Annotated in this window: 17 protein-coding genes; 12 read left to right on the top strand and 5 right to left on the bottom strand. The window is 67.8% G+C overall.

Annotated elements, in window-relative coordinates; all coding sequences use genetic code 11:
* The first annotated feature begins 51 nt into the window (after nucleotides 1–51).
* Complete coding sequence (locus ACWFRF_RS11845) at nucleotides 52–2,211, top strand: molybdopterin oxidoreductase family protein (protein ID WP_452449881.1); 2,160 nt, start codon at nucleotides 52–54, stop codon at nucleotides 2,209–2,211.
* Nucleotides 2,212–2,379: 168 nt separating this feature from the next.
* Entirely contained in the window at nucleotides 2,380–3,006 is a 627-nt protein-coding gene (locus tag ACWFRF_RS11840; protein ID WP_378989514.1) for a pyridoxamine 5'-phosphate oxidase family protein, read from the top strand.
* Here the strand turns inward: ACWFRF_RS11840 and ACWFRF_RS11835 are convergent, their stop codons facing one another.
* Nucleotides 3,007–3,504 carry a GtrA family protein gene (locus ACWFRF_RS11835; RefSeq protein ID WP_378989513.1) on the bottom strand — a complete coding sequence of 166 codons (498 nt, stop codon included), beginning with the start codon at nucleotides 3,502–3,504 and terminating at the stop codon, nucleotides 3,007–3,009.
* 27 nt (nucleotides 3,505–3,531) lie between these two features.
* On the opposite strand from ACWFRF_RS11835, the gene ACWFRF_RS11830 reads away from it, so the two are divergent.
* From ACWFRF_RS11830 to ACWFRF_RS11820, 3 genes are all read left to right on the top strand, one after another.
* Nucleotides 3,532–4,947: an FAD-binding oxidoreductase gene (locus tag ACWFRF_RS11830; RefSeq protein WP_378989554.1), complete on the top strand. Its 1,416-nt coding sequence runs from the start codon at nucleotides 3,532–3,534 to the stop codon at nucleotides 4,945–4,947.
* Nucleotides 4,944–5,723: a decaprenylphospho-beta-D-erythro-pentofuranosid-2-ulose 2-reductase gene (locus tag ACWFRF_RS11825; protein WP_378989511.1), complete on the top strand. Its 780-nt coding sequence runs from the start codon at nucleotides 4,944–4,946 to the stop codon at nucleotides 5,721–5,723. The genes ACWFRF_RS11830 and ACWFRF_RS11825 overlap by 4 nt, the downstream gene beginning before the upstream one ends.
* Nucleotides 5,724–5,838: 115 nt before the next feature.
* Entirely contained in the window at nucleotides 5,839–7,848 is a 2,010-nt protein-coding gene (locus ACWFRF_RS11820; RefSeq protein WP_452449879.1) for an arabinofuranosyltransferase, read from the top strand.
* Between the two features lie 55 nt (nucleotides 7,849–7,903).
* On the opposite strand, the gene ACWFRF_RS11815 is transcribed toward ACWFRF_RS11820, so the two are convergent.
* On the bottom strand, nucleotides 7,904–8,533 hold the full coding sequence (locus ACWFRF_RS11815) for a TIGR03086 family metal-binding protein (protein ID WP_452449877.1): 630 nt from the start codon (nucleotides 8,531–8,533) through the stop codon (nucleotides 7,904–7,906).
* An 83-nt stretch (nucleotides 8,534–8,616) separates the two neighbouring features.
* On the opposite strand from ACWFRF_RS11815, the gene ACWFRF_RS11810 reads away from it, so the two are divergent.
* The 5 genes from ACWFRF_RS11810 to ACWFRF_RS11790 all read left to right on the top strand — a co-directional run bounded on the left by ACWFRF_RS11810 (nucleotide 8,617) and on the right by ACWFRF_RS11790 (nucleotide 14,837).
* Complete coding sequence (locus tag ACWFRF_RS11810) at nucleotides 8,617–9,579, top strand: helix-turn-helix transcriptional regulator (protein ID WP_387445961.1); 963 nt, start codon at nucleotides 8,617–8,619, stop codon at nucleotides 9,577–9,579.
* Between the two features lie 176 nt (nucleotides 9,580–9,755).
* Nucleotides 9,756–10,298, top strand: a complete 543-nt coding sequence (locus tag ACWFRF_RS11805; protein WP_378989507.1) for a hypothetical protein — start codon at nucleotides 9,756–9,758, stop codon at nucleotides 10,296–10,298.
* 215 nt (nucleotides 10,299–10,513) lie between these two features.
* On the top strand, nucleotides 10,514–11,026 hold the full coding sequence (locus tag ACWFRF_RS11800; RefSeq protein ID WP_387445962.1) for a hypothetical protein: 513 nt from the start codon (nucleotides 10,514–10,516) through the stop codon (nucleotides 11,024–11,026).
* Nucleotides 11,027–11,108: 82 nt separating this feature from the next.
* Entirely contained in the window at nucleotides 11,109–14,513 is a 3,405-nt protein-coding gene (locus tag ACWFRF_RS11795) for an arabinosyltransferase domain-containing protein (protein WP_452449875.1), read from the top strand.
* A gap of 162 nt (nucleotides 14,514–14,675) precedes the next feature.
* Nucleotides 14,676–14,837 (top strand): hypothetical protein, encoded by a 162-nt coding sequence (locus ACWFRF_RS11790; protein ID WP_156677619.1) that lies wholly within the window; start codon nucleotides 14,676–14,678, stop codon nucleotides 14,835–14,837.
* Nucleotides 14,838–14,911: 74 nt separating this feature from the next.
* On the opposite strand, the gene ACWFRF_RS11785 is transcribed toward ACWFRF_RS11790, so the two are convergent.
* Nucleotides 14,912–18,244 (bottom strand): arabinosyltransferase domain-containing protein, encoded by a 3,333-nt coding sequence (locus ACWFRF_RS11785; RefSeq protein WP_449966957.1) that lies wholly within the window; start codon nucleotides 18,242–18,244, stop codon nucleotides 14,912–14,914.
* Nucleotides 18,245–18,322: 78 nt separating this feature from the next.
* On the opposite strand from ACWFRF_RS11785, the gene ACWFRF_RS11780 reads away from it, so the two are divergent.
* Both ACWFRF_RS11780 and ACWFRF_RS11775 read left to right on the top strand, forming a co-directional pair.
* A complete protein-coding gene (locus ACWFRF_RS11780; RefSeq protein WP_378638030.1) occupies nucleotides 18,323–18,820 on the top strand; it encodes a peptidylprolyl isomerase in 498 nt (165 codons plus the stop codon).
* Between the two features lie 163 nt (nucleotides 18,821–18,983).
* Complete coding sequence (locus tag ACWFRF_RS11775) at nucleotides 18,984–19,517, top strand: hypothetical protein (RefSeq protein WP_452449873.1); 534 nt, start codon at nucleotides 18,984–18,986, stop codon at nucleotides 19,515–19,517.
* Nucleotides 19,518–19,731: 214 nt separating this feature from the next.
* Here the strand turns inward: ACWFRF_RS11775 and ACWFRF_RS11770 are convergent, their stop codons facing one another.
* Nucleotides 19,732–21,276 (bottom strand): acyl-CoA carboxylase subunit beta, encoded by a 1,545-nt coding sequence (locus ACWFRF_RS11770; RefSeq protein WP_378638019.1) that lies wholly within the window; start codon nucleotides 21,274–21,276, stop codon nucleotides 19,732–19,734.
* 4 nt (nucleotides 21,277–21,280) lie between these two features.
* Complete coding sequence (gene pks13, locus ACWFRF_RS11765; RefSeq protein WP_452449871.1) at nucleotides 21,281–26,497, bottom strand: polyketide synthase Pks13; 5,217 nt, start codon at nucleotides 26,495–26,497, stop codon at nucleotides 21,281–21,283.
* Nucleotides 26,498–26,591 lie beyond the last annotated feature (94 nt).

Raw genomic sequence — 26,591 nt, 5'->3', positions numbered from 1 at the left:
GTTTTCGGCGTTTCCGGCCATCGCCCGCCCCAGTGGGCGTAAGCATGGGGTATGGCTCCACGTTCGCTCCTGCGTACCTGTCCGCTGTGTGAGGCCGTCTGCGGTCTCACGGTCACCCTCGACGACGCCGACCAGGTGCTGTCGGTACGCGGCGACCGCGACGACCCGTTCAGCAAGGGCTTCCTGTGCCCGAAAGGCGCCAGCTTCGGCAAGCTCGACGGCGATCCCGACCTCGTCACCACCCCGCTGATCCGCGACGGTGACGGGTTCCGCGCGGCAAGCTGGGACGAGGCGTTCGACCTCATCGCGGCCGCGTTCGCCGAGATCCCCCGTGGCGCGTCCGCGGTGTACCTGGGCAACCCCAACGCGCACACCGTCGCGGGCGCGCTCTATCTGCCCGTCCTGATCCGGGCGCTGAGCACCCGTCACATCTACACCGCGAGCTCGGCCGATCAGATGCCCAAGCAGGTCGCGGCCGGACTCATGTTCGGCGACCCGCTGACGGTGCCGGTCCCCGACCTCGATCGCACCGACTTCCTGCTGATGCTGGGCGCCAATCCGCTCGAATCCAATGGGTCGCTGTGCACCGCGCCCGACTTCCCCGGGCGGTTGAAGGCGTTGCGGGCGCGCGGAGGCAAGCTGGTGGTGGTCGATCCGCGCGAGACCAGAACCGCGGCACTCGCCGACCAGCACCTGTTCATCCGGCCGGGTTCGGACGCGTATCTGCTGTTCGGGGTCGTGCACACACTGTTCGACGAGGGCCTGACCGACGTGCGCGTCGACGTGGCCGGACTCGACGAACTACGCACGGCCGCCCTCGATTTCCCACCGGAAGCGGTGGCCGAGCGCACCGGCATCCCCGCCGGTACCATCCGCGCGCTGGCCCGCGAACTCGCGGCCGCGCCCACGTCGGCCGTCTACGCGCGGATCGGCACGTGCACCGCCGAGTTCGGCACGCTCACCCAGTGGCTGGTCGACGCCGTCAACACCCTCACCGGCAACCTGGACTCCCCCGGCGGCGCCATGTTCGCCGATGCCGCGGCGGGCGGGGTGCAGCGCAGCAAGCCGTTCCGCCTCGGCCGCTGGACCAGCCGGGTCCGCGAGCTGCCGGAGGCCATGGGCGAACTGCCCGTCGCCACCCTCGCCGACGAGATCGAAACACCGGGTGAGGGGCAGATCAAGGCGCTGGTGACGGTGGCGGGCAACCCCGTGCTGTCCGCGCCGAGCGGTGCGCGACTCGACCGTGGCCTGGCCGGGCTCGAGTTCATGGTCAGTGTGGATCGCTACGTCAACGAGACGACGAGACACGCGAACGTGATCCTGCCGCCACCGCGTTCGGTGCAGTCACCGCACTTCGATTTCGCGCTGCTGCAGTTCGCGGTGCGCAACTACGCCCGCTACTCGCCGCCGTTGGTCGCGCTGGGCGAGCGGCCCTCGGAATCGGCCGTGGTGGCCCGGCTCGCCGCCGCGGTGAGTGGTCAGCCGCATGCCGGGACGGGCGCGGCCAGTCCGATCGCGATGGTCGACGAGCTCGTGATCGCCGGCACCCTGCACAAGGCCGGCATGAGCGAACGCCGCGACGAGCTGACCGGCACGGACACCACCGAACAGCGCCTCGATCTGATGCTCAAGCTCGGCCCGTACGGCGCGTGGAACGGCGGCGACCTGAGCCTGAAAACCCTCCTGGACAACCCGCACGGCATCGACCTCGGCCCACTGCGCCCACGACTGCCCGGTGTCCTGCGCACCGCGTCGAAGCTGGTCGAGCTGGCACCGCCGCAACTGCTCGCGGACGTGGAGCGACTGCGCGCCGGACTGGCGAGCACCGCGCCCGCGATGGTGCTGATCGGACGACGTCAGCTGCGCTCCAACAACAGCTGGATGCACAACATCGCGGGTCTGGTCGGTGGCTCCAACCGCTGCACTCTCCAGGTCCACCCCGACGACGCGACCCGCCTCGGCCTCGGCGAACAGGCCGAGATCACTTCGGCGGCGGGCTCGTTGACGGTGCAGGTCGAGCTCACGCCGACGATCATGCGCGGCGTGGTGAGCCTGCCGCACGGCTGGGGCCACGGCGCGAGCAGCACCCAGTCGGTCGCGCTGGCGCACGCGGGCGTGAACGCCAATGTGCTGACCGATGATTCGGTGGTCGACGTGGTGTCCGGAACCGCCGTGTTCAACGGGGTACCGGTGACGGTAGGTCCGGCCTGATCAGTCCGAGTCCGGAAACCGTTGCGCAAACTCGGCTTTCATATCCTTCGCAACAATGGACACGCCCCACCGGCAGTGAGAGTCCCCTAGACTGGGTGAGATTGCGGTCACAGCGGGGGTTTCGTCTAGAAGCCCGCATCAACCGGTACGGCTAGCAGAGGGGGCCCGATGCCCGAAAAATTCGTCGGTAGCGACGGAGAACACGAGCTACAGGACACGTTGGGCACCTCGGACAGAGCCGAGCGCTTCTACGACGACCAGGTGATCGACTATCTGAATCCCACGATGGTCGATTTCGTCGCCCGCATGGACATGGCCTTCATCGCCACCTCCGATTCACACGGCGAATGTGACTCCAGCTTCCGGGCGGGGACCCCCGGATTCCTGCACGTGATCGACGATCGCACGATTGCGTACCCCGAATATCGAGGTAACGGGGTGATGGCCAGCCTGGGCAATATCCTCGAGAACCCGCACGTGGGAATCCTGATGATCGACTTCGTTCGCGACCTCATCGGCCTGCACATCAACGGAAAAGCCCGCATGGTCGCCGACAGCGAGCTGCGCGAGGACGTCACCGATCTGCCGCCCGCCGAGCGAGGAAAGACCTCGCAGGTGTGGGTGGTGGTCGATGTCGAAGAGGCCTACATCCACTGCCGCAAGCACATCCCGCAGATGGTGCCGGTCTCGCGGGACCAGCGCGAATGGGGCACCGACAACGTGCGCGCCAAAGGCGGCGACTACTTCGGCGTCAAGGCGGGCAAGCAGGCACCGGCCATCGCCGAGGCCAGCTAGCTACTCGATCTTGAAGATCACCACACGCTGCACGACGAAGTTGATGACGGTTGCGGTGCCCTGCGCGATCACGAACGCGAGGGGCTGGCGCCACCACTCGTCGGGCAGCGCGAAGTACAGCGCCGCGTTGATCCCCACCTGCACCGCGAACGTCACCGCGTAGAGCGCCACCACCGCGAAGAACCTGGCCCTGCTCGGCTCTGCCTTGAACGTCCAGCGCCGGTTGATCAGGTACGCCGTGGTGGTGCCTGCGACGAAACTGATCGCCTTCGCCAGGCTCACCGGCCACCCGAGCAGATTCAGCAGCAGGCTGTAGATGCCGTAGTCGACGATCGCCGACAAACCACCCGTCAGCGTGAACCGCACGATCTGCGTCTTGAGGTCGACTTCGGTCCCGCCGGGCTCGTCGACCAGGGGAATTTCGGCGGGCAGCGGCAGATGCGGTTGGGCTTGCACGTGAGGAAGACTACGAGACCGGTCGCTCCTCGCGCCATGCATGTAGCCTCTTAGCCGATGTCTGAGAACATTTCGACCACCAACGATGAGGCGTTCGCGCTCCCTACGCGCACCCGCAAGCTCACCGGTTGGGGTCGCACCGCACCCACCTCCGCCGAAGTGCTCTCGACCAGCGATCCGGAACTGATCGCCAAGGCCGTGAGCATGGTGGCGCAGGACAACGACTCGAAGCCGGCGCATCTGCGACGCGGCGTGATCGCGCGTGGCCTCGGCCGCTCCTACGGCGACAACTCGCAAAACGCGGGCGGCCTCGTGATCGACATGCCCGCGCTGAACAAGATCCACAGCATCGACGCGGCCACCCGCCTCGTCGACGTGGACGGCGGCGTCGACCTCGACCAGCTGATGAAGGCAGCGCTGCCGTTCGGCCTATGGGTTCCGGTCCTACCCGGTACCCGCCAGGTCACTGTCGGCGGCGCCATCGGCTCCGATATCCACGGCAAGAACCACCACAGCGCCGGTAGCTTCGGCAACCACGTGCGTTCGATGGATCTGCTCACCGCCGACGGTGTCGTCCGCACGATCACCGCCGCGTCCGATCCGGAGCTGTTCTGGGCGACCATCGGCGGCTGTGGCCTGACCGGCATCATCCTGCGGGCCACCGTCGAGATGACCCCCACCGAGACGGCGTACTTCATCGCCGACGGCGACGTGACCAGCACCCTCGACGAGACCATCGCCTTCCACAGCGACGGCTCCGAGGACAAGTACGAATACAGCTCGGCCTGGTTCGACGCCATCAGCCCGCTGCCCAACCTGGGACGCGCGGCCATCTCACGCGGCAACCTGGCCAAGGTCGACCAGCTGCCGAAGAAGCTGCAGAAAGACCCGCTGCGCTTCAACGGCAAGACCTTCTTCACGCTGCCCGATGTGTTCCCCAACGGGCTGGCCAACAAGTACACCTTCGGGCCGATCGGTGAGATCTGGTACCGCAAGTCGGGCACCTACCGGGGCAAGGCGCAGAGCCTGACCGCCTTCTACCACCCGCTCGACATGATGGGTGAATGGAACCGCGGCTACGGCTCCAACGGCTTCCTGCAGTACCAGTTCGTGGTTCCGCCGGAGTCGGTCGAAGAGTTCAAGCGCATCATCATCGACATCCAGAGCTCGGGTTTCTACTCGTTCCTCAACGTGTTCAAGCTGTTCGGCGAGGGCAACCAGGCGCCGCTGAGCTTCCCGATGGCCGGCTGGAACATCTGCGTCGACTTCCCGATCTCGCGCGGGCTCAACGAGTTCGTCACCGAGCTCGACCGGCGCGTGCTCGAGTTCGGCGGGCGGCTCTACACCGCGAAGGATTCGCGCACGTCGGCCGAGACCTTCCACAAGATGTACCCGCGGATCGACGAGTGGATCAAGGTCCGCCGCAGCGTCGACCCGAATGGCGTGTTCATGTCCGATATGGCCAGGAGGCTGGAGCTCCAGTGATCAACGCAGTTGGCAACCCGCAGACCATCCTGCTCTTCGGCGGCACCTCCGAGATCGGTCTCGCGATCGTGGCCGAGTACCTGGCCAAGAGCCCGGCCCGGGTCATCCTGGCGAACCTGCCCGGCGATCCGCTGCTCGAGAACGCCGTCACCCAGGTGAAGGCCGCGGGCGCGACCCAGGTCGACGTCGTCGACTTCGACGCGCTCGACACCGAGTCGCACCCCAAGGTCGTCGACTCCGCGTTCGCCGCGGGCGACGTCGATGTCGCGATCGTGGCGTTCGGTGTGCTCGGCGATGCCGAGGAGCTGTGGCAGAACCAGCGCAAGGCGGTCATGACCGTCGGCATCAACTACACCGCCGGTGTGTCGGTGGGCGTGCTGGTGGGCGACAAGTTCAAGGCCCAGGGCCACGGCCGGATCATCGTGATGTCCTCGGTGGCCGGTGAGCGCGTTCGCCGCTCCAACTTCGTCTACGGCTCCACCAAGGCCGGCCTCGACGGTTTCTACCTCGGCCTCGGCGAGGCGCTGCGTCCCTTCGGGCCGCGCGTCACCGTGATCCGGCCGATGCAGGTGCGCACCTCGGCGACCAAGGCCCACTGGGAAGCCACCGGCGCCAAGGAAGCTCCGCTCACCGTCGACCCGGAAGACGTCGCCAAGCTCGCCGTCACCGCGTCGGAGAAGGGCACCGAGATCGTCTGGGCGCCGGGCGAGGCCCGCTTCCTGATGTCGGCCCTGCGCCACGTGCCGCGCCCGATCTTCCGCAAGCTCCCGATCTGATCGACTGCGTTCAGGACTGCCGCATCATCCCCGGATGGTGCGGCAGTTCTGCTTTTCGGCTCCACTAGGCTGGCCCGGACCGTTGAGCACAGTGGAGCCGGAGGATTGCGCGCCGATGACGACCAATGACGAGGTGCGGGCGGGGCGCAAGATCTGGAGCGGGGTCGGCGAGGGGGCTGCCGCCGCGGGTGTAGCGCTGGTGGTCGCCGTGGTGGGGCTGTTCGCGTTCTCCGCGGTGCAGTGGCCCGCGTTCAACTCCTCCAATGTGACTCGTGCGCTGACCACGGTGGGACAGGTCGTCGCGGTCGCGCTGCTGGTGGTCTCGGTGCTGCTGATCCGGCTGCGCAAGTGGCCGGTGGTGGCGAAACTGCTGTCCTGGGTGGGAATCTCGAGCTTTGTCACGGTCACGCTGGGGATGCCGCTGGCCGCGACGAAGCTGTACCTGTTCGGTGTCTCGGTGGATCAGGAATTCCGGACCGAGTACCTGACCCGGCTCACCGACAGTGCCGCGCTGCGCGATATGACGTATGTGGATCTGCCGCCGTTCTATCCGGCCGGGTGGTTCTGGATCGGCGGGCGCGTGGGCAACGTGCTCGGGATGGACGGCTGGGAAGTGTTCAAGCCGTACGCGATCGGGCTGCTCGCCATCGCCGCCGCGGTGGCGCTGGTGTTGTGGATGCAGTTGGTGCGGGCCGACATGGCGGTGGGCGCGGCCGCCGCGGTCACGGCGATGACGTTGGCGTACGCCTCGCCCGAGGCTTATGGCGCGGTGCTCGTGGTGTTCGTTCCGCCGGTGCTGGTGCTGGCGTGGGGTGCGCTGCATCGGCGGTCCGGTGGGTGGGGCGCGGTGCTCGGTACGGGACTGTTCCTCGGGGTGGCGGCGTGTTTCTACACGTTGTACCTGGCGATCGCGGCGTTCACCGTGGTGATCATGGCGGTGGTGGCGGCCGGGTTCGCGGTCTACGCACAGCGGGCAGCTGGGCGGCGGGCAAGCCGTCTGGGCGGCGCGCGAGCGGGCGCGGCTGCTGACGCCGGTACCCCCGGCGTTTCCTCCGCCACGGGCGGAACTGTCCCGCTGAGCGCTCCGCCCGCCTGGCGCGCCGCGATCGCGCCGCTGACCAGGCTGGCGGCAATCGGCGGCATCGCCATCGTGCTCGCCCTTGTCGTGTGGACGCCGTATCTGCTGAAGATGGCGTCCGGTGCGAAACTTCCCTCCGGCAGCGCTTTCCACTATCTGCCGGAGTCCGGCGCACAGTTGGCGTTCCCGATGCTGGAGTTCTCCCTGCGGGGAGCCCTGTGCATGATCGGCGTGCTGTGGCTCGTAGTTCGCGCCGGATCATCGAGGCGCGCACAGGCACTGGGCCTCGGCGTCGTATCGATCTACCTGTGGACCCTGCTCTCGATGATGGCGACCGCGGCAGGCACGACCCTGCTGTCCTTCCGGCTGGAGCCGGTCCTGCTCGCGTTGCTCGCCGCGGCGGGCGTTTTCGGCTTCGTCGAAGGCGCGACCGCCCTCTACCAGGCAGTGAACGAGCCCGCCCCGATGCGCACCGCGGCTGCCGCGATCGCCGTCCTCGGCGCCATCGCCTTCGCCCAGACGATCCCCACCGTGCTGACCCACGAGATCGACACCGCTTACACCGACACCGACGGCAACGGCGAACGAGCCGACCAGCGCAAACCCTCCGCCGTCTCGCACTACCGCGAGATCGATGCGGCCATCCTGGCGCAAACCGGCCGTCCCCGAGACGAATCCGTCGTCCTCACCGCGGACACCACTTTCCTGGCCTTCTACCCCTACTGGGGTTTCCAGGCCCTCACCTCCCACTACGCGAACCCCCTGTCGGACTTCAAGGCTCGCGCCGCCACCATCGCCGACTGGAGCAAGCTCCCCGACTCCCCTGCCCTCGTCGAAGCCCTCGCGAAGTCCCCTTGGCGCGCCCCCGACGCCTTCCTCTTCCGCAACGACGGCGACAACTACACCCTGCGCCTGGCCGAAGACGTCTACCCCAACGACCCGAACGTCAAGCGCTACACAGTCTCTTTCCCCAAGTCTCTCTTCACCGACCCCGCCTTCACCGCCACCGAAATCGGCCCCTTCACCCTGATCACCGTGCGCCGCTGATACTCGACGACCACTGTGGCGAGGCCATGTCCTCGACCGGTGGCCGAACCCCGGCTCACACAGCGGCGCGGCCGAGGTAGTGCAGGAGTTCGGCGGTGGGCGTGGTGGCCGCTGTTTCGACAACGGCGGCGTAGGCGCCCCACTGGCGCAGGGGCTCGATGATTTCGGCATCGGTGCCTGAACCGGGGGCCGGGTGGATGGTGCGGGCGGCGGTCAGGAGATGGGCGGAGAGGTCGTCGGTGAGGGGCGACGGCTGGCCGGTGGCGATCGCGATGTCCCAGGCGTGGATCGCGGCGTCGAGAGCGGCGAGGGTGGCCGCGACGGGGGTCGGGAGGTCGCCGTGCGGGAGAGGCGTGGGGACAGTGGTGGTTTCGTCGGCGACCGTGGCCCACGCCGCGGCGGTCTGGTCGACGGCTTCGCGGACCAGGGCGGCGGCGGAACCGTCGATCTCGCCGGAGGGGTCGAAGGGGTTGTAGGACGGGCCGGGGCCGACTCCCAGGGCAGCGGCGTAGGCGAGTTGGTCGCCCGCGGCGTGCTGGATGACCTGGGTGACGGTCCAGTCCGAGCAGGGGGTGGGCAGGTTCCACTGGTCGTCGGCGATCCCGGCCACGACGTCGCCGAGGGCCCGGTAGGAGGTGGCGACCACGTCGCGCCAGACGGTTTCGAGGGCTGCGGTGCTGTTCATGATGGTGCCTTTCGTTTCGGTGATGACTCCAGCCTAGAAACCTATTAGGCTCGTTTCTTTCCTAATTTTCGACGAGGTGGAAAATGGCTGCGACAACCCCGCGCGTCCTGCGTCTGCTCGCCCTGCTGCAGGACCGCGCCTACACCGGGCGCGAGCTCGCCGACCGCCTCGAGATCACCGAACGCACCGTGCGCAACGACATTTCACGGCTGCGCGAACTCGGCTATCCCGTCCACGCCGAACGTGGCGCGATCGGCGGCTACCGCCTCGGCCGCGGCGCGACCATGCCGCCGCTGCTCCTCGACGACGAGGAAGCGGTGGCGGTCGCGCTGTCCATCGCCGTGGCCCATGACGGCTCGCTCGCCGTCTCCGACATCGGCGACCAGCTCACCAGAGCACTCCGCAAGATCGAACAGATCCTCCCGAAACGATTGCAGCGCAAGGTCTCCGCGTTGCGCGACGCCACCGAGATCGGCCCCGCCACCACCGGTTCCCGCGAACCGGACGCACCGGTCGCCGCGGGGATCCTCACCACCCTCGCCGACGCGGTCCGCCGCACCACCGCTGTCACCGTCGAAACCTCCGACGGTGCAACGGAACTCGAGCCCTACCGGCTGATCAACTGGCAACGTCGCTGGTACCTGGTCGCCTACAGCATGCGCACCCACGACTGGACGGCACTGCCCGCCGCCGGGATCACCCGGGCCGAGGCGGGCACCCGCGTGTTCGCCCCGCGCTCCCTCCCACACGACGACCTGGTCGCCTTCGTCATGCGTCACATCGCCTCCACCGGCTGGCGCGTCCACGCCCGCGTCACCGTCCTCGAATCCGCGGAGACCGTGATCGCCAGGATCAACCCGGCGGTCGGCGTGGTCGAGCCGATCGACGAGCACAGTTGCGTGCTGCTCACCGGCGCCGACGCGATGGAGACGATCGCGATCTACCTCAGCATGTTGATGATGGATTTCCGCGTCGACGGCCCGCCCGAGCTGGTCGCGCACCTGCGCACCCTGGCCCGCCGCTACACCGAATCGGTCGCCGGGTAGCCGCCGCAGATCGTGCCCCTTCCGTGCCGGAAGCAGGTGTTCATCCCGCTCGACGGCACTACACTGACTGGTGCGGCACGGTCGTCGCCGGCGGATTCGAACTCTCCCGGCGGCTGGCGTAGAAACCAGATCCTGCACGTCACGGGTCCCGGCGACCCGCTATCGGAGGAGGACGTATGTCCGATCCGTTGCACACGAGGGTGTGCCTCACCGGCTTGAACTGTTCCTGCCCGAGCATCAGCGTTTTCCTGGTGCCGGAACCGCTGGTTCTCGGCGGTCAGATGATGCACCTGCTCGAACAGGCGCCCCTCGCCGGGCGAATACCGCAACCCACCCCGGACGCCGAGCTGATCGACTTGATCCAGGCCGTGCGCACGCCGCTGGACACCCGGGGGCTCGCGCGCGCACAGCAAGTCGCGTTCTCCGGTCCGCGCCACGACCCGCCGGTCGCGCGCGAGGTGCTGCACGACCATCTCATCGAGGAACCCGCCCCATGGGGGCTGGATGTGGACGATCCCGCGGAACTGACCCGGCTGGCGATGCTGCCCGAGTGGCGCATCGGAGTGCGCCGCATCGATGATTTCCAGGCGCATTCGGTCCGCCAGGCGATGGAGGCCGTCTACCGGTATTTCGCGATCGACCAGCGCATTCCCCTGGTCTATCACGGCTTCGCCGACCCGCGCGAGGGCTGGTTCGCGCTGCGCGCATCGGCGGCGTGAGCTGATCCCCGCGGTGTGACGGCGTCGACCCTGTGTCTATCGACACCCGATAGCTACTGGTGTGCGGAAGCTCGATAGACCACAATATGTCCGGTCAGTGTCAACAAACCGCGCGGTCGGTGTCGCGGGGCGAGTACGCTGCGAAATGTTGGAAGTTCGGCCGACCGAAATCAGGTTTTGGTAGCGCTGATCGGTACGGATGCAGAGGTATAGCTATGACGCTCAACCGACCGGAGCGGATCGATCTTTTGTTGTCCCGGCCGCAACGTATCGGCCGTGAACCGGAACCGCGCGAGCAGCTCGACTCGCTCGCCGCGATCGAGCGGGTCGTCATCGACGCCACCATCGCCATGCTCGCACCCGGCCAGAAATTCGCCCTGCTGTGGTCACTGCAGGTCGGCGAGCAAACCGTCGCCGGCGTGCAGATCAAAGAGCGCGACGGAACGGTCACCAACCTGATGCCGCCCACCGAGGTGCTCGAATACCTCACCGATCACAAGCGCATGTCCTACGACCCGAACATCGGGGCCTGGCTCAGCGCCGAGATCTTCATCGCCGGTCCCACCCGGTACAAGACCAACTACTCCACCGGCTCGGTCGCCGACTGGATGCCCGAGGTCACCGCCGACGACCTGCGCGCCGAATTCGCCGCCTTCCCGCGCCCCGACACCGAGATCCCCGACTGGGCCCGATCCCAACTCGACTGGGCCGACCGCCGCACGGGTTGAGACGTACCTGCGCCGTCGCTGCGGCGGCCCGTTAGGAGCGGCGCCGACCCGCGCACAGGTTCGATGGCTAGCATCAGACCCCGTGCGACCGGACCGATCTGAACGAGCGTTCACCCGATACCGCCTGATCGCCCTCGTCTGTGGGCTGCTCGGGTTCGTGCTTGCCCTGCTCACACCGCTGTTACCGGTGCGCCAGGACCGCGCGAGCCTGGACTGGCCGCAAGCGGGCGCGACCAGCGTCGAGGCACCCCTGGTGTCGTATGTGCCGCAGCGGCTCGACGCCCAGCTGCCGTGCACGATGCTGAGCGGATTGCCGGGTCCCGGGGCGGAGAACCCCACCGCGACCACCCTGCTCACGACGATTCCGGCCGCCTCGGGCAAAGCCGACCGCGGACTGAGCGTCACCGTGCGTGACGGCGTGCTGGGGGTGCAGGCGCGCGATGTGCCCATGCTGTCGGCGCCGATCGCCGAGATCGCCGGGTGTGAGCGGATCAGCATCGTCTCGACCATCGAGGCCACGACTGTGGAGTTCGTCGGGGCGGCACGCCAGGACGGGACGCCGTTCCGCAACACCGTCACCGTGGACAAGCGCCCGCAGATCGTCGGCGTCTACACCGACCTCGACTCGGCCGCTCTCACCGGCGCCCGGCTGCACGCCGATATCGACTCCCGCTTCACCTCGACGCCGACGATGCTGAAACTGGCGACGATGATCGGCGCCGGTGTGTTCACCCTGCTCGCGCTGATCGCGTTGCACCTGCTCGACACCACCGACGGCCGCCGCGCCCGCCGCTTCCTGCCCCGGCACTGGTGGCGGATCACCCCGGCCGACGTGGTGGTGGTCGTGACGCTGCTCGGCTGGCATGTGATCGGCGCGAACACCTCCGACGACGGCTACATCCTCAATATGGCGCGCGCGTCGGGCCCGTCGGGCTACATGGCGAACTACTACCGCTGGTTCGGAGTGCCGGAGGCGCCGTTCGGCTGGTCCTACGAACTGCTCGCCTGGATGACGAAGATCTCCGACGCCAGTCCCTGGATGCGCCTGCCCGCGCTCGCCGCCGGATTGGTCTGCTGGGCGGTGATCAGCCGGGAAGTGCTGCCCCGTCTCGGTGCTCGTGTGCGCCGCGACAAGGTGGCGCTGTGGACGGCGGGCCTGGTGTTCCTCGCCTTCTGGCTCCCGTACGACAACGGCCTTCGCCCCGAACCGCTGATCGCGGCGGGCGCGCTGCTCACCTGGTGCCTCATCGAACGCGCCATCGCCACCGCGCGACTGCTGCCTGCCGCCTTGGCGATCCTCGTCGCCGCGTTCTCGCTGGCGGCGGGCCCGACCGGCCTGATCTGCATCGCCGCCCTGATCGCCGGTACCCGGCCGGTCATGCAGGTCATCATCAAACGCGCGCAGGGTCTGCGCCCGCGTCGGATCGCCGCCGACAGCGAGTTCGACGCCGCCGACGACCAACCGTCGCCCGTCGCCCGCAGTACGGCGAAGACGGACGCCACCAGCCCGGCTCGCACGAACAGCTCGGCAAGCCCGGACAAGGCGGATCGGCTCTCGCTGGGGGCCAAGATCTTCCGCTACGCCGCGCTGCTGGCCCCCGGCATCGCGGCGGGCACGCTGGTGCTCATCATCGTTTTCGCCGACCAGACGCTGGCCACCGTCATGGAGGCCACCCGAGTCCGCACCCTCGTCGGACCGAACGTCGCCTGGTTCGACGAACGCACCCGCTGGGACTCGCTGTTCATGCTGTCGCCCGACGGCTCGCTCGCCCGCCGGTTCGGCGTCCTGGTGCTGCTGCTGTGCCTGCTCGTCTGCATCCTGCAGGTGCTGCGCAAGGGCCGCATCCCCGGCACCTCGCGCGGCCCGTCGGTGCGCATCCTCGGCATCGTCTTCGCCGCGCTCCTGCTGATGATGTGGACGCCCACCAAGTGGACCCACCACTTCGGCGTCTACGCGGGCTTGGCGGGTTCGCTGGCGGCACTGGCGGCGGTTGCGGTGGGCACCAACGGAATCAAGGCTCCACGCAATCGAGCGCTGTTCACCGCGGCGGTATTGTTCCTGCTCGCGATGACTTTCACCGGCTCCAACGGCTGGTGGTATGTCTCCAGTTACGGCGTGCCGTTCTGGGACAAGGCGCCGATGGTGGCGGGCAAGGGCGTTTCGACGCTGTTCCTCGGTCTCAGCATCCTCGCGCTGCTGGTCGCCCTGTACTTCCACCTGCGCGCCCCGTACCGGACACCGAGCGACACCGGGCGTTTCGACCGCTTCGCGACCATGCCGCTCACCATCGCGGCGGCCTTGCTGGTGCTGTTCGAGGTGGCGTCGATGGCCAAGGGCGCCATCACCCAGTACCCCGCGTACTCCATCGCGAAGTCGAATCTCAATTCGCTGCAAGGCAATACGTGCGGCCTGGCCAATGACGTTCTGGTGGAATCGAATACGGCCGATTCCCTGCTCACCCCCTATACCGGCGCCCCCGCCGACGGACTGAACGCCGAATCCACCGGCTTCACCCCGGACGGCGTGGCCGACGACCTCACCGCCGATGCCGACGAGACCGTGGTCGGCGGCGCCAACTCGGTCGACACCGATTCCGCCAACAAGACCACCAAGACCACCGGCGCGGGCACCGGCGGCGGCACCAGCGCCGAACCCGGCATCAACGGCAGCACCGTCGCCCTGCCGTTCGGCCTCGACCCCGCCCGCACTCCGGTCCTCGGCTCCTTCCAGGACGGCGTGCAGCAGCAGGCGAAGCTGACCTCACAGTGGTATCGCGTCGACCTCGGCGACAGCGTGCGCGACGATCCCGCGTATCAGGCCCTCGTGGTCACCGCGGCCGGGCGGATCCGCTACGTCGACACCGACGGCGTCGTGCACTACGGCCAGGAGTTGCGTCTGGAATACGGCACCCGCGCCGCCGACGGTTCCGTCGAGGTGACGGGCTCGGTCGCGCCGATGGACATCGGCCCGGCCCCGTCGTGGCGCAACCTGCGCGTGCCGATCGATCAGCTGCCCGCAGGCGTGAACGCGGTGCGCCTGGTCGCCGCCGACAACGACATCACCGGCAAGCAGTGGCTCGCGGTGACGCCGCCGCGGCTGCCGAAACTGGCCACCCTGGACTCGGTGGTCGGCCGGACCGCGCCGGTGCTGCTCGACTGGCACGTCGGCCTCGCGTTCCCCTGCCAGCGCCCGTTCGAGCATCACGACGGCGTCGCGGAGGCTCCGCAGTGGCGGATTCTGCCCGACCGGGTCGGTTCGGACGCGTCCAACGCCTGGCAGGACGACATCGGCGGCGGCCCGCTCGGGTGGACAAATCTGCTCCTGAAGGCCGAGACTGTGCCCACCTATCTCGACCACGATCTCGGCCGGGACTGGGGCTCGCTCGAGCGGTTCACGCCCTATCAGCCGGCACCGCCCGCGAAGATCGGGGTGACTGTGATCGATCAGACAGGACGAGCGAAAGAACCGGCAATTCGGGCGCAGTAGAACGGCGTAGAGACTATGGCAGCGCAAGGGCAGTGACCGGGCACTTGCCCATGTCACTTACGAAACCCTCAGTGTCCGTTAGGGTTTCGGTTTGATGAAACACCTGTAAATGACAGCGTAAAGGTCCTGTGCCTGCACGTTTGAGCACGTACCCTGGTGGGTATGACAGGAGCCTTCGATGACATGGATCTACGAGATCTCGTCGAGTTGCTCAGCAACGACGAGAAGCAAGAACTACGACCGGCCGTAATGCGGGTACTGGAAAGACTGCCTTCACAAGAGGTATTACGCCGCGACCTGAACCGTCGCATGCTCAACGTCTGACTCCTGTCCCCCCATCCAACCGAAAAGGCGCGGACCACATAACGTGATCCGCGCCTTTTACTGTTCGCCCGAGGTCAGAACACCCGCAGCGGTCCCGGGCTCCACAGCCCGTTGCGCGCCGCCGTGCCGGTCTCGAGCTGCGCGGGCGTGGCCTGCGCGTACTGGTCGTAGCGTTCCAGCGAGCCCCAGTCGCGGGCCCAGTCGTCCTTCAGGTATGTCGGGATGGTGACCCGGGCCGCCAGCATCTGTGTCATGCCGAGCGGACCACCGAACTCCTGCGCCTGCCAGGTGTCGGTCGACGAGATCGCCAGCGGGCGGTCCGGCAGGATCCGGTAGTTCGGCACCTCGGCCACGCCGTTCTTGTGCGCGAACGGACGCTGGCACGGGAACTGCAGGCCGACGGCCCAGTCCAGCAGTACCGGCTGGTCACGGCCGATGAACGTGTCCAGAGTCTGCAACTCGGGCACCCGCGGCGGGGTGAACGCCAGCCACTGGTCACCGATCAGAATCGGGTCGTTCACCATCACGCGCACCGCGTTCACCTCGGCCGGAAGGTCGGCCAGCGGCACGCGCAGGTTGCGCCACGACGGGGCGGGGCCGATATCGCGCGGCTGGTAGGCGCCGAGCGTGGTGACGCTGCCGTCGGGGTTACGGGTGCCGTATTCGACGAACAGCGCCTGACCGTACTTGTCGGAGCCGGAGTCGTCCTTGGAGGCGATGCGACCGGCCGCGCTGATCACGACCAGCGGCGAGTCGTCCGAGCGGGCGGGCAGACCGTACCAGGCCGATTCCAGGTGGGCGGGCTGCTGCATGCCCTCCTGGTAGGAGCCGAGAATCGGGGTCTGCGCGGGGTCGAGGCCGAACGGCAGCGCCACGGTGGAACCGTTGACGCCGAGTGCGCCCTCACCACCGCCGGTGCCCGCGCTCTCGCCTTCGGCGAAGGCCGCGCCGACCGACTGGTTGCTGGTGTTGCCGGTGCCCGGCTTCACCTCGACCGCGTCGGCCGACAGATCGCCCGGCACGCCGTTGGGCGTGAACCCGACCGAGCCGGTGCCCGCGAGGGGATCGTTGGGGTCGGTGAACGGACGGGCCGGGTCGACGATCGGGTCGAGCCTGCCGCCGTTCGGGTCGGATTCGACCAGCACGTCGTTGGCCAGGCCACACGAGTTGTCGCTCAGCGCGTCGATGTTGGAGCGGCCGAGCGAGTAGCCGGGGTACTGCTGCGTCGCGCCCTTGACCAGCGAGAGCACTTCGAACAGCACCATCAGGCCGACCACGATGGTCAGCGGAATAGCCGCGAACTTGCGGATCCTGTTGCCGCGCTTGGTTTTCACCGACGGCACCGGCTTCACATAGTCCTCACGCAGCGCGTACCAGCCGACCAGGGCCAAGGCCACGCCGAACAGGACGAGCATCACCGTGTTCGAGTGGACGCCGCGCAGCGAGATGGTCTTGTCGAACCACGGCACCCCGTAGCTGGACACGTACCAGTAGCCGTTGATGCCCGAGAACGACAGCGCCAGCACGAACAGCAAACCGGCCAGGAAGATCGCCCGGTTCTTGCGGGAGCGCAGCGCGCTCTGCGACACCGCCACCGCCGTCACCGCCGCGAGCCCACCCGCGATGCCCGCGTAGGCGCCGAAGTGGTGGGTCCACTTGGTGGGGTTGAACATCATGAAGAAGATCGTGCCGAAGACGATCCCCATCAGCCGCCACGTCGGACCCGACGCGATCCCCGGCACCTGACGGCGGCGCAGCAGCACCAGCAGCGTCGTGAACAGGCACAGCAGCATCACCAGGAAGGCGAACCGGCGGGCCAGTGAGCCGTCGACGGTCTCGACGAACATGTAGTAGTAGCGCAGGTAGTCCTCGTACCAGGCCAGGTTCGGGCCGGTGGCCTGACGGACCCGGTTGGCTTCCTGGATGCCGGCGAAGGTCTGGTCGCCGTAGACCACGGTGAGCACGAGCACGCCCGCCGAGGCGATCGGAGCCAGCAGCGGCAGCGTGCCGAACTGGCGATGACGGCGCACGATGATCCGCACCAGCGGCCGGATACCGGCCAGCAGCGCGGCCACACACATCAAGCCGGTCGGCGCGGCGGCGAGGGTGAACGCCGCGATCAGCACCGCGATGCCCGCGGGCAGCAGACGGCCGGTGGCGATGGCGCGTTCGATGGACACCCAGGTGAGCAGTGCGCCGAGGGCGACGATGGGCTCCGAGCGCAGGCCGTTGTCGAACGGCAGCCAGAACGCCAGGAACACCAGTCCACCGGTCCACAGCGCCACCTGCGAGCGCTTCACGGCATTGCCCAGGCGCGGCACCACCTCGCGGCTGATCACCATCCAGCACAGGATCGCGCAGATCAGCGCGGGCACGCGCACCCACGGGCTGGCCGTGGAGATCTCCGCGAACACCTGGATGACGTAGTAGTACCAGCCGAACGGGGCCTCGGGGACGCCGTACCAGCGGAAGTAGTTGGCCGTATAGCCCGCGTCGGGGGCCACGCGCACCATCGACAGGATGTAGCCGTCGTCGGAGGTGTTGGCGCCGACGAAATGCCAGACCAGCAGCGTGCCGATCACCGCACCATCGGCCCAGGTCGGCTTCAGCCAGTTGCGCGGCAGGAAGCGGCGGTGCCCACGCCCGTCACTGCCGTCGAGGCGGCCCAGCGCGGCCAGCGCCAGCAGGGTGCACAGCACGGCCGCGATGATCGCGACCAGCTTGATCAGCGACGGGCTCGACGAGAAACGGGTGTCGATCGTCGAGGTGAGCGAAAGACCCTGCGGCACCTCACCCTTCAGATCGGTGAACACGCCCACGATCTGCGGCCGCAGGTCACCGGCGAGCTGCCCTTGCACAGGCACCTGCACGGTTTCCACCGCACCGGGCTGACCGGCGATCGGCCGCTCGACCTGCTTGGTCAGTCCCACGAACTCCGCGGTCGTGCGGTCCTGATCGGACGTGATCAGGATCGCCGAGCACCCGTCCATCGCCGACCGGTCCGCCGACGCGACCACCGCATTGCGGTCCACCACGTCGACCGCGGTATCGGAGACGCGCACGAACAGCGCCTCCAAGGCCGCCCGATCGCCCTGCGGGGGCGCGGTCGCCAACAGCATCCCGCCCTGCTCGGGCAGCGTCGACACGGCACTACACGGAATCGACACGTTCAGATCGATCGGCACCTGCGACATCAGCGGCGCCTGCACATTGCCGAGCGAACCGTTCTGCGGCCAGTTCAGTTGCGCGGTCGTCTGGGTGACCGGCAGAAACGGCGTCGCCACCGCGAACAGGGCGCCGAGAATCCCGGCGACCATCGCGATCCATCGCGCGGTCCGGAAGTCCTTCGCGGAGGCCACCGGTTCGGCAGGAGGCTTGGAGAGAACAGCTGTTGCGGCGTCTGGCACGGTTCGACATGCTATCTGTCCCTCGGTACTTGTGAGGGGTCGCACGCCTCAGCAGTGCACTTCCCTAGACTCGACTCCATGACCAAGGTGAATCTCGAAACCAATTACGGACCGATCGTGCTCGAGTTGGACGACCAGGCCGCGCCGAACACGGTCGCCAACTTCGTGAACTACGTGAACTCGGGCCATTACGCCGGCACCGTGTTCCATCGCGTCATCCCCGGTTTCATGGTGCAGGGCGGCGGCTTCGAACCCGGCCTGAAGCAGAAGCCGACGCAGGCGCCGATCCAGAACGAGGCCACCAACGGCCTGAAGAACGACAAGTACACCGTGGCGATGGCCCGCACCAACGACCCGCACTCGGCCACCGCCCAGTTCTTCATCAACATCTCCGACAACGCCTTCCTCAACCACACCGCCCCCCAGGGCCAGGGCTGGGGCTACGCCGTCTTCGGCAAGGTCACCGACGGCACCGAGGTAGTCGACAAGATCGCCGCCGTCACCACCGGCAGCGCGGGCCCCCACCAGGACGTCCCGGTCGACGACGTCATCATCGAATCCGCTTCTGTCGCCTAGTTCTTCGACGCAGCGTGCCGGGCCGCCACCGAATTCATCGGTGGCGGCCCGTTTTTCGATCGGCTCCCAGAACGCGACTCCGGCTGTCGAGTCGTCGCCGATGCGATCGTGAAGGTGTCGCGGGGTACGGTGTCTCGACTGATCAAAGTTCTTGGGGGAATACGTGAAAGACCTTCTTTACTCGGTGCTGGGCGTAGTGTTCGGCGCCTTCCTCGTTTTCGGCGGAATCGTCACACTCAACAGTGGTGCCGACTGCGACGGCAAGGCCATGTCGGCGGGCCAGACCTGCGTGACGACCAGTAAGGGCTCGTCGGTGGAGCGTGACGCAGGCGAGCAAGAAGCCCAGAACAAACGCACCGGGTGGATGCTGATCGGCGGCGGCGCCGTGATGAGCATCGGCTCCGCGTTCTGGCTGCGGAGCAATCTCCGATCCCGCCGGGCCCGCCGCGCCGCTACCGCACCCCAGGGCTACCCGCCCGTCGGCGGGCCGCCGCCCGCCCCCAACGGGCTGCCACAGGCGCAGGGCCACTGGCCACAGGGCGCACCCGCTCCGTACGGCGCGCCGCAAGCCCAGGGCCAGTGGCAGCAGGGACCTACCGGATACGGCGCACCCGCCTACGCGCCGCACCCTCAGAATCAATCGCAGGCACCGCAACCAGGCGCCGGGTACAACCCGCACCCGAACTACCGGCGGTAACGGGTCGCACGCGATCAGACTTGGTCCAGCGAGTTCTCCGACCGCTACATTCTCGATCGGGCGACCGGGTCATACCGGACCGGCGACACGTTCACAGGAGCGGTCGATGCCTCGGCTCCCTTTCCCGCGGATATCGACCTCGGGAAAATGTGATCCGGACTGCGCGAACGGGCCGCCTCGGAGAACTTCCGGGGCGGCCCGTTCGAGGTTCTGGTTACAGCGGCAGGACGTGGTGCTTGCGCGGGTTGCGCTGGATCTTCTTGTCCTGGAGCAGCTTCAGGGCCCGGCGGAGTTCGAGGCGGGTGGTGGCCGGTTCGATGATGGCGTCGATGAAGCCTCGTTCGGCGGCTACCCAGGGGGTGGCTACGTTTTCGTTGTAGAAGTTGATCAGGTTCTGGCGGATGGCGGCGCGCTGGTCTTCGGGGGCGGCGGCGATCTGGGCGGCGCCCAGGAGGCTGACGGCGCCCTCGGCGCCCATCACGGCGATGCGGGCGGTGGGCCAGGCGAGGTTGATGTCGGCGCCGAGCTGCTTGGAGCCCATCACCGCGTAGCCGCCGCCGTAGGACTTGCGGACCACCAGGGTGATCTTGGGGACCGAGGCCTCGACATAGGAGAACAGGAAGCGGCCGCCGCGCTTGATGACGCCGACCTTCTCCTGTTCGACGCCGGGCAGGAAGCCCGGGGTGTCGACGACGAAGATCAGCGGGATCTCGAAGGCGTCGCACAGGCGGACGAAGTGCGAGGCCTTGTCGGAGGCGCGGGCGTCGAGGGCGCCTGCCGCGGCCATCGGCTGGTTGGCGACGACACCGACGGTGCGGCCGTCGATACGGGCGTAACCGGTGATGATGTTCTGGCCGGTGTCGGCGCTGATCTCCTTGAACTCACCGTCGTCGAAGATGCGCAGCAGGATGTCGTACATGTCGTAGCCGGCATTGTCGGAATCCGGCATGAACGTGTTCAGCTCGCGGTCGGAATCGGTGATCTCCGGCTCCAGACCGGGGTTCACCACCGGCGGCAGTTCCTGGCAGCTGCTCGGCATGTAACCCAGGTACTCGCGCACCCAGGTGAAAGCCGCTTCCTCGTCCTTGGCGACGTGGTGGATGTTGCCGTACTGGGCCTGCGTGCGCGCACCGCCGAGCTCCTCGAGGCTCACGTCCTCGCCGGTGACCTCTTTGATGATCTTCGGGCCGGTGACGAACATGTGCGCCGACTCGGTCGCGACCACCACATCGGTGCAGATCGGCTCGTACACCGCGCCACCGGCGCAGTTACCGAGGATCACCGACACCAGCGGAACCATGCCGGACAGCGGCTCGAGATTGGTCGCCATCCAGGCGTACCAGGCCAGCGAGCTGATCGCTTCCTGCACGCGCGCGCCACCGGAATCGTTGATGCCGACCAGCGGGATGCCGACCTTCGACGCGTACTGCATCAGACCGCACAGCTTGCGACCGAACGCCTCACCGACCGAACCGCCGTACACGGTCTGATCATGGGAGAACACCGCCACCGGGCGGCCCTCGACCTTGCCGTGGCCCACGACGACGCCGTCACCGTAGAGGGCGGTCGGGTCGCCGGGCTTGCGCACCAGCGCGCCGATCTCGACGAAGGTGCCGGGATCGAGCAGCTGGTTGATCCGGTCGCGGGCACTGGGAATGCCCTTGTGCGCCCGCTTCGCGATGCCCTTCTCACCAGCGGGCTCTTTGGCGAGCTCGAGCCGCTCGTGTAGATCGGCAAGCTTTTCGGCGGTCGTGCTCACTTACTTATTCTCCCTTAGCGGAAATCGCGGCCAGTTTGGCGGCGAGGTCGGCACCGATCTGGCCGATCCGCGGTTCGTCGACAATCTGCAGGTGGTCGCCCGGAATGTGGACGATCTCCAGGTTCGGAACGTACTCGTCCCAACCGCCGTTGGGCTTGCGGTCAGCGAATCGAGGCTCGAGTTCGATCGCGCCGTCGTGGTAGCGGTCGGCAAGGTAAAGGACGACATCGCCCTCGTACTTACGCGGCTGCACTTGCTGCAGCGCCCGGTTCTCGATCCAGGACGTGCGCTGGTGTTCGAGCACGCCGCCGGGGATCTTCGCACCGGAGAGCTTGATCAGATCGCTGATCATCGAGAACTGCTCGGCATCGGAAGCCGCTGCCAGTTCCTCGATCTGGTCACGGTCGAGCTCGGCGGGGACGTTGTAGGTCTTCTTGGCGAAGGCCTGGTAGCGCTCGAGGCGACGCACGCGCTCCTCGGGGCTGTTGTCCTCGTCCTCGACTGTCATCGCCAGGTCGATCAGGCCGACGTAGCGCACATCGGCGCCTTCTTCGCGCAGCAGCTGACCCACCTGCATCGCCAGCACCGCGCCCAGCGACCAGCCGTACAGCACATACGGGCCGTCACCCTGGAGCTTGCGCAGCTCCGGCAGGTACTGACGAGCTCGTTCCTCGATGGAACCGTCGACCCGCTCGATGCCGTACATCGGGGTGTCGGCGGGCAGACGCTTCAGCAGCGGCTCGTAGACCAGGGTGTTGCCACCGGCGGGATGGAACACGAACACCGGGGTGGCATCCGAACCATCGACGCGGGCACGCAGTGGGCGGATGAATCCGTCCACATCGGCGCCGCTGTCCTGCAGGTTGCGCACGATCTCCGAGAGCTGCTCGATGGTCTCGCAGTCCAGCACATCGTCGACGGTGATCTCGGCGCCCACCCGCTCAGTGAGGCGGGCAGCCATCTTCTCGGCCAGTTCCTCTTCGAGGATCGGCAGGGTGTTGAAGACACCGCCGGGCGAAGCGCCGGTGACGACGGCCCAGGTGGCGTAGGCGAGGCGCTCGGCCGCGTCGCGCGGAGGAACGTTGTCCTCGTCACCCGCAGGGGCGGAGTAGTCGACATCAGCAACGATCGGCTGCGCCGCAACGACATTCGGGGCGGCATCAGCTGTTGCCGAGCCCTTGTTGTCAGCGACGGACGAGGCCGGTCCTTCGGCTGAAGCATCCGAAACCGGTTCGGTAGCAGCAGCTTCCGACGACAGCTCGGCTTCGGCCTTCTTCGCCACCGCCAGCGGATCCTCACCCGCGGCGATCGCGGCCCGAGCCGCCTCGACGAAGTTGGCGTCGACACCCAGCTCGACATCTTCACCGGCGGCCTTGGCGGCAGCCTGCTTCTCCGCCATCGCCGCGACCTCGTCGCGATGCTCGATCGCGTAGCGCAGCACCTTCGACACCTCGTTGAGGCTGGCGTCGCGCACCGCGGAGATCTGCAGCTGCGGGATGTCGAATTCGTATTCGACGCGGTTCTTGATGCGCATGGCCATCAGCGAATCGAGGCCGAGCTCCATCAGCGGGATCTCCATCGGGAGGTCCTCGACGGCGTAACCCATGGATTCGGCGACGATGACGCACAGCCGCTGCTCGATGGTCTCGCCGCTGTCGGCGCTCCAGCGGTCGCCGGTGGCGATGGCGATCTCGGCGGCGGTGGGCTCTGCTGCGGCAGCCGGAATCGCGACGGCGGCAACCGGTTCGGGCAGCGCCGCACCGGAGGTGACGACCGCGTCGAACAGCAGGACGAACCCGGTGCCGGACTTGGCGTGCACCTGGACCGACGCGCCACCGAGGTGCGGAGTCAACGTGGTGGTGAGCGTGCCCGCGGTGGGCAGGGCAGCGTGCGGATGGGACACCGAGACCGCGACATCGGAGAGAACCTGGGCGGCAGCGGCTTTCACCAGCGCGGCCAGGTTGCTCACCGAAGAGGCCTGAACCTCCCAGGCGTGACGGCCGTCCGGCATGGCCACGTGCGCGCCGGGCACGCGAGTGTTCCCGCCTCCCGAGGTCATCGAGACCTTGGGCCAGTACTCCTTGCGCACGAACGCGGTTCGCGGCACATCGGCGTAATCACCTTCGGGCAGCAGCGAACTCAGGTTCACGGCGTGGCCGTGCACGTAGAGCTGGGCGAGCGCGCCGATCACACCGGCGGACTCGTCCTCCTTGCGCTTGAGCGTGGGAATGAGCTGCGCGTCGTGCACGCCCGCCGCGAACGTGGTGCCCAGAACCTGCATCAGCGCAACGGAATTGGGCGCCAGTTCGAGGAAGGTGGTGTGCCCGGAGTCGACGGCGGCCTTCACCGCGTTGGTGAACCACACGCTGTGGCGCAGGTTCTTCACCCAGTAGGGCTCGTCGTGGATCGGATCGGAACCGGGCTTGAAGTACAGCCCCTCGTGCACGGTGGAGTACAGACCGGTCTTCAGCGAGGTCGGCTCGATGCCCGCCAGTTCCGCGGCGAGTTCGCCGAGCAGCGGGTCCATCTGGGAGGTGTGGCCCGCGCCGCGGGTCGGCAGGATGCGGGCGAACTTGCCCATCGCCTCGACCTCGGCGACGATCTGCTCGACCTGCTCACGCGGACCGCCGATGACGGTGTTGGTCGGCGCGGCGTACACCGCGCACTCCACGTCGGGGTACTTCGGCAGCAGCAGCGCCACGTCGTGGGCGCTGAGTTCGACCAGTGCCATATTGCGCACTTCGTCGTCGGTGAGCATCTGCTCGCCCTCGCCCATCAGGCGCGAGCGGGCGCAGATCACGCGCACCGCGTCTTCGATCGTCAGGCCACCGGCGATGTAGGAGCCGGCCACCTCACCCATCGAATGACCGACCACCGCAGCCGGTTCGGCGCCGTGCGCGCGCAACAACGCGGCGAGGCCGAGCTGGATGGTGAAGATGCCGACCTGGCAGGTGCCGACGTCGTAGTCCTGCTCGTCGTCGAGGAACATCTCGCGGATCGAGTAACCCGCTTCGTCCTGCACGAGCTCGTCGACCTCGTCGACGGTCTTGCGGAAGATCGCGTTCTCGCCGTAGAGCTGCTTGGCCATCTTGCGATGCTGGGAACCGAAACCGGAGAACACCCAGATCGGACCGTTGGACGCGGGCGAATCGGCGGTGAACACACCGGCGCCCGGCTTGCCCTCGGCGATGGCGCGCAGGCCCGCGACGGCCTCTTCGCGGGTCTTGGCCACCACTACGCCACGCGAACGCTGGTGGCTGCGCTTGGCCAGCGAGCGGGCGACATCGGTCAGCGCGACATCGGCGCCCGCGCCTTCCAGCCAGTCGGCCAGCTCTGCGGCGGCACGCTTACGACGCGACGGCAGGTAGGCGGAAACGGCAAGGACCACGGGCAGCGGCTCGTCGCGCTCGCCGTCCCACTCGACGAACGGCGGCACCGGCTCGACCGCGGCCTCGGTGATCGCGACGGCCTCGGCGACCACGTCGGTGGTCTCCTCGCCCTCGATCTCCTCGGCGGCGACCTGCTCAGAGGTGACGTCCTCGACGACCGGGGCCGTGGGCACGTACTCCTGGAGCACCATGTGCGCGTTGGTGCCACCGAAACCGAAGCCGGAGATGCCGACGGTCGCGACGCCGCTGTAGCGCGGGTACTCGGTGGCCTCGTCGACGACCTTGAGGTTGGCCTGCTCGAACGGGATGTAGGGGCTCGGGCCCGCGTAGCTGATGTTCGGCGGAATCACGTTGTGCTGGAACGACATCAGCACCTTCGCGAGAGCCGGCACGCCCGCGCCCGACTCGAGGTGGCCGAAGTTGGTCTTGGCCGAACCGAGCAGGGCGGGCTTGTCCGCGTCACGGCCGCGACCGATCACCCGGGCCAGCGCCTCGGCTTCGATCGGGTCGCCGATCGGCGTGCCGGTGCCGTGCGCCTCGATGTAGTCGACGGTGCTGGGGACGATGCCCGCATCGCGGTAGGCGGCGCGCAGAACATCGGCCTGCGCGTCGGGGTTGGGCGCGAACAGACCGTTGGAGCGGCCGTCGGAATTCACCGCCGAACCCTTGATGACGCCCAGGATGTTGTCGCCGTCTCGCTCGGCGTCGGCCAGGCGCTTGAGCACGACCATGCCCGCGCCCTCGGAGCGAACCATGCCGTCGGCGTCGGAGGAGAACGCCTTGATGTGCCCGTCCTTGGCGACGGCGCCGTTCTGGTCGAAACCGAGGGTGATGACGGGGGCCAGGATCATGTTCACGCCACCGGCGAGCGCCACCTCGGCCTCACCGCTGCGCAACGCGCGCACGGCCTGGTGCACCGCCACGATGGTCGACGAGCAGGCGGTGTCGACGGTGACCGAAGGGCCACGGAAGTCGTAGAAGTAGGAGACACGGTTGGCGATGATGCCGGTCGAGCCGCCGAGCAACGCGTATCCGCGCGATGAGGCGGGCGCATCGGGATCGGTGTCGCCGAGACCGAGCGAGGCGATCATCTGGAAATCGTTGGTGGACGAGCCGACGAACACGCCGACCTGACCGCCCTTGAGGTCGCTGGCCGGGATGCGCGCGTGCTCGAGCGCCTCCCAGGTGAGCTCCATCATCAACCGCTGCTGCGGGTCGACCTGCTCGACCTCGATCGGCGACATCGCGAAGAACTCGGCGTCGAAGCCCTTGATGACGTCCTGGTCCAGGTAGCCGCCGAGGGTGTTGGCCTGATCGATGGACTTGGCCACCGACGGGTCGGTCAGGAACTCCGACCAGCGACCCTCGGGCAGCTCACGGATCGCGTCACCGCGACCGATGATGAACTCCCAGGTCGACTCGGGCGTGGTGCCCGCACCCGGCAGACGCGTGGACAGACCGACCACCGCGACGTCGTGCGCCTCGGAAGGCGCGAACGCGGCCGTGTACTCCGAGGAATCCTCGGGCTCAGGCTCCGGCTCACCGTTGACGATGATCTCGGCCAGCGACGCGATCGTCGGATGCTGGTAGATCACCGTCGGGGCGAGAGCGACCCCGGTGTGGTCCTCGATGTCACCACCGAGGGCGAGAGCATCGCGTGAAGCGAGCCCGAACTCCTCCATCGGCCGGTCGACGGTGATCGCGTCGACAGACTGCCCGGTCGCGTCGGCGACCCAGCGGCGCAGCCATTCGCGCAGCTCGGCTACCGAGAGATCGTTCGTCTCGGCAGGGACGTCAGGGTTCGGGGTGGGCGTGCCCTCGTTGTTAGCCATCAATTCCTCAAGCTACCTGTCTGCGTACAGGGCGCGCCGTGGAATGACGCCCGGCCTGCATCGCACACCGGACGTCACCTCCTTTTCGGACGTG

The organism is Nocardia sp. NPDC055165 (genome assembly GCF_053606985.1).
This window is presented reverse-complemented; position numbering and strand designations above follow the sequence as displayed.

Bases quoted from the DNA above. Each gene is read 5' to 3' on its own strand.
- ACWFRF_RS11845 (WP_452449881.1), top strand. From the start codon at position 52: ATGGCTCCACGTTCGCTCCTGCGTACCTGTCCGCTGTGTGAGGCCGTC.
- ACWFRF_RS11840 (WP_378989514.1), top strand. From the start codon at position 2,380: ATGCCCGAAAAATTCGTCGGTAGCGACGGAGAACACGAGCTACAGGAC.
- ACWFRF_RS11835 (WP_378989513.1), bottom strand. From the start codon at position 3,504: ATGCATGGCGCGAGGAGCGACCGGTCTCGTAGTCTTCCTCACGTGCAA.
- ACWFRF_RS11820 (WP_452449879.1), top strand. From the start codon at position 5,839: ATGACGACCAATGACGAGGTGCGGGCGGGGCGCAAGATCTGGAGCGGG.
- ACWFRF_RS11815 (WP_452449877.1), bottom strand. From the start codon at position 8,533: ATGAACAGCACCGCAGCCCTCGAAACCGTCTGGCGCGACGTGGTCGCC.
- ACWFRF_RS11810 (WP_387445961.1), top strand. From the start codon at position 8,617: ATGGCTGCGACAACCCCGCGCGTCCTGCGTCTGCTCGCCCTGCTGCAG.
- ACWFRF_RS11805 (WP_378989507.1), top strand. From the start codon at position 9,756: ATGTCCGATCCGTTGCACACGAGGGTGTGCCTCACCGGCTTGAACTGT.
- ACWFRF_RS11800 (WP_387445962.1), top strand. From the start codon at position 10,514: ATGACGCTCAACCGACCGGAGCGGATCGATCTTTTGTTGTCCCGGCCG.
- ACWFRF_RS11790 (WP_156677619.1), top strand. From the start codon at position 14,676: ATGACAGGAGCCTTCGATGACATGGATCTACGAGATCTCGTCGAGTTG.
- ACWFRF_RS11780 (WP_378638030.1), top strand. From the start codon at position 18,323: ATGACCAAGGTGAATCTCGAAACCAATTACGGACCGATCGTGCTCGAG.
- pks13 (WP_452449871.1), bottom strand. From the start codon at position 26,497: ATGGCTAACAACGAGGGCACGCCCACCCCGAACCCTGACGTCCCTGCC.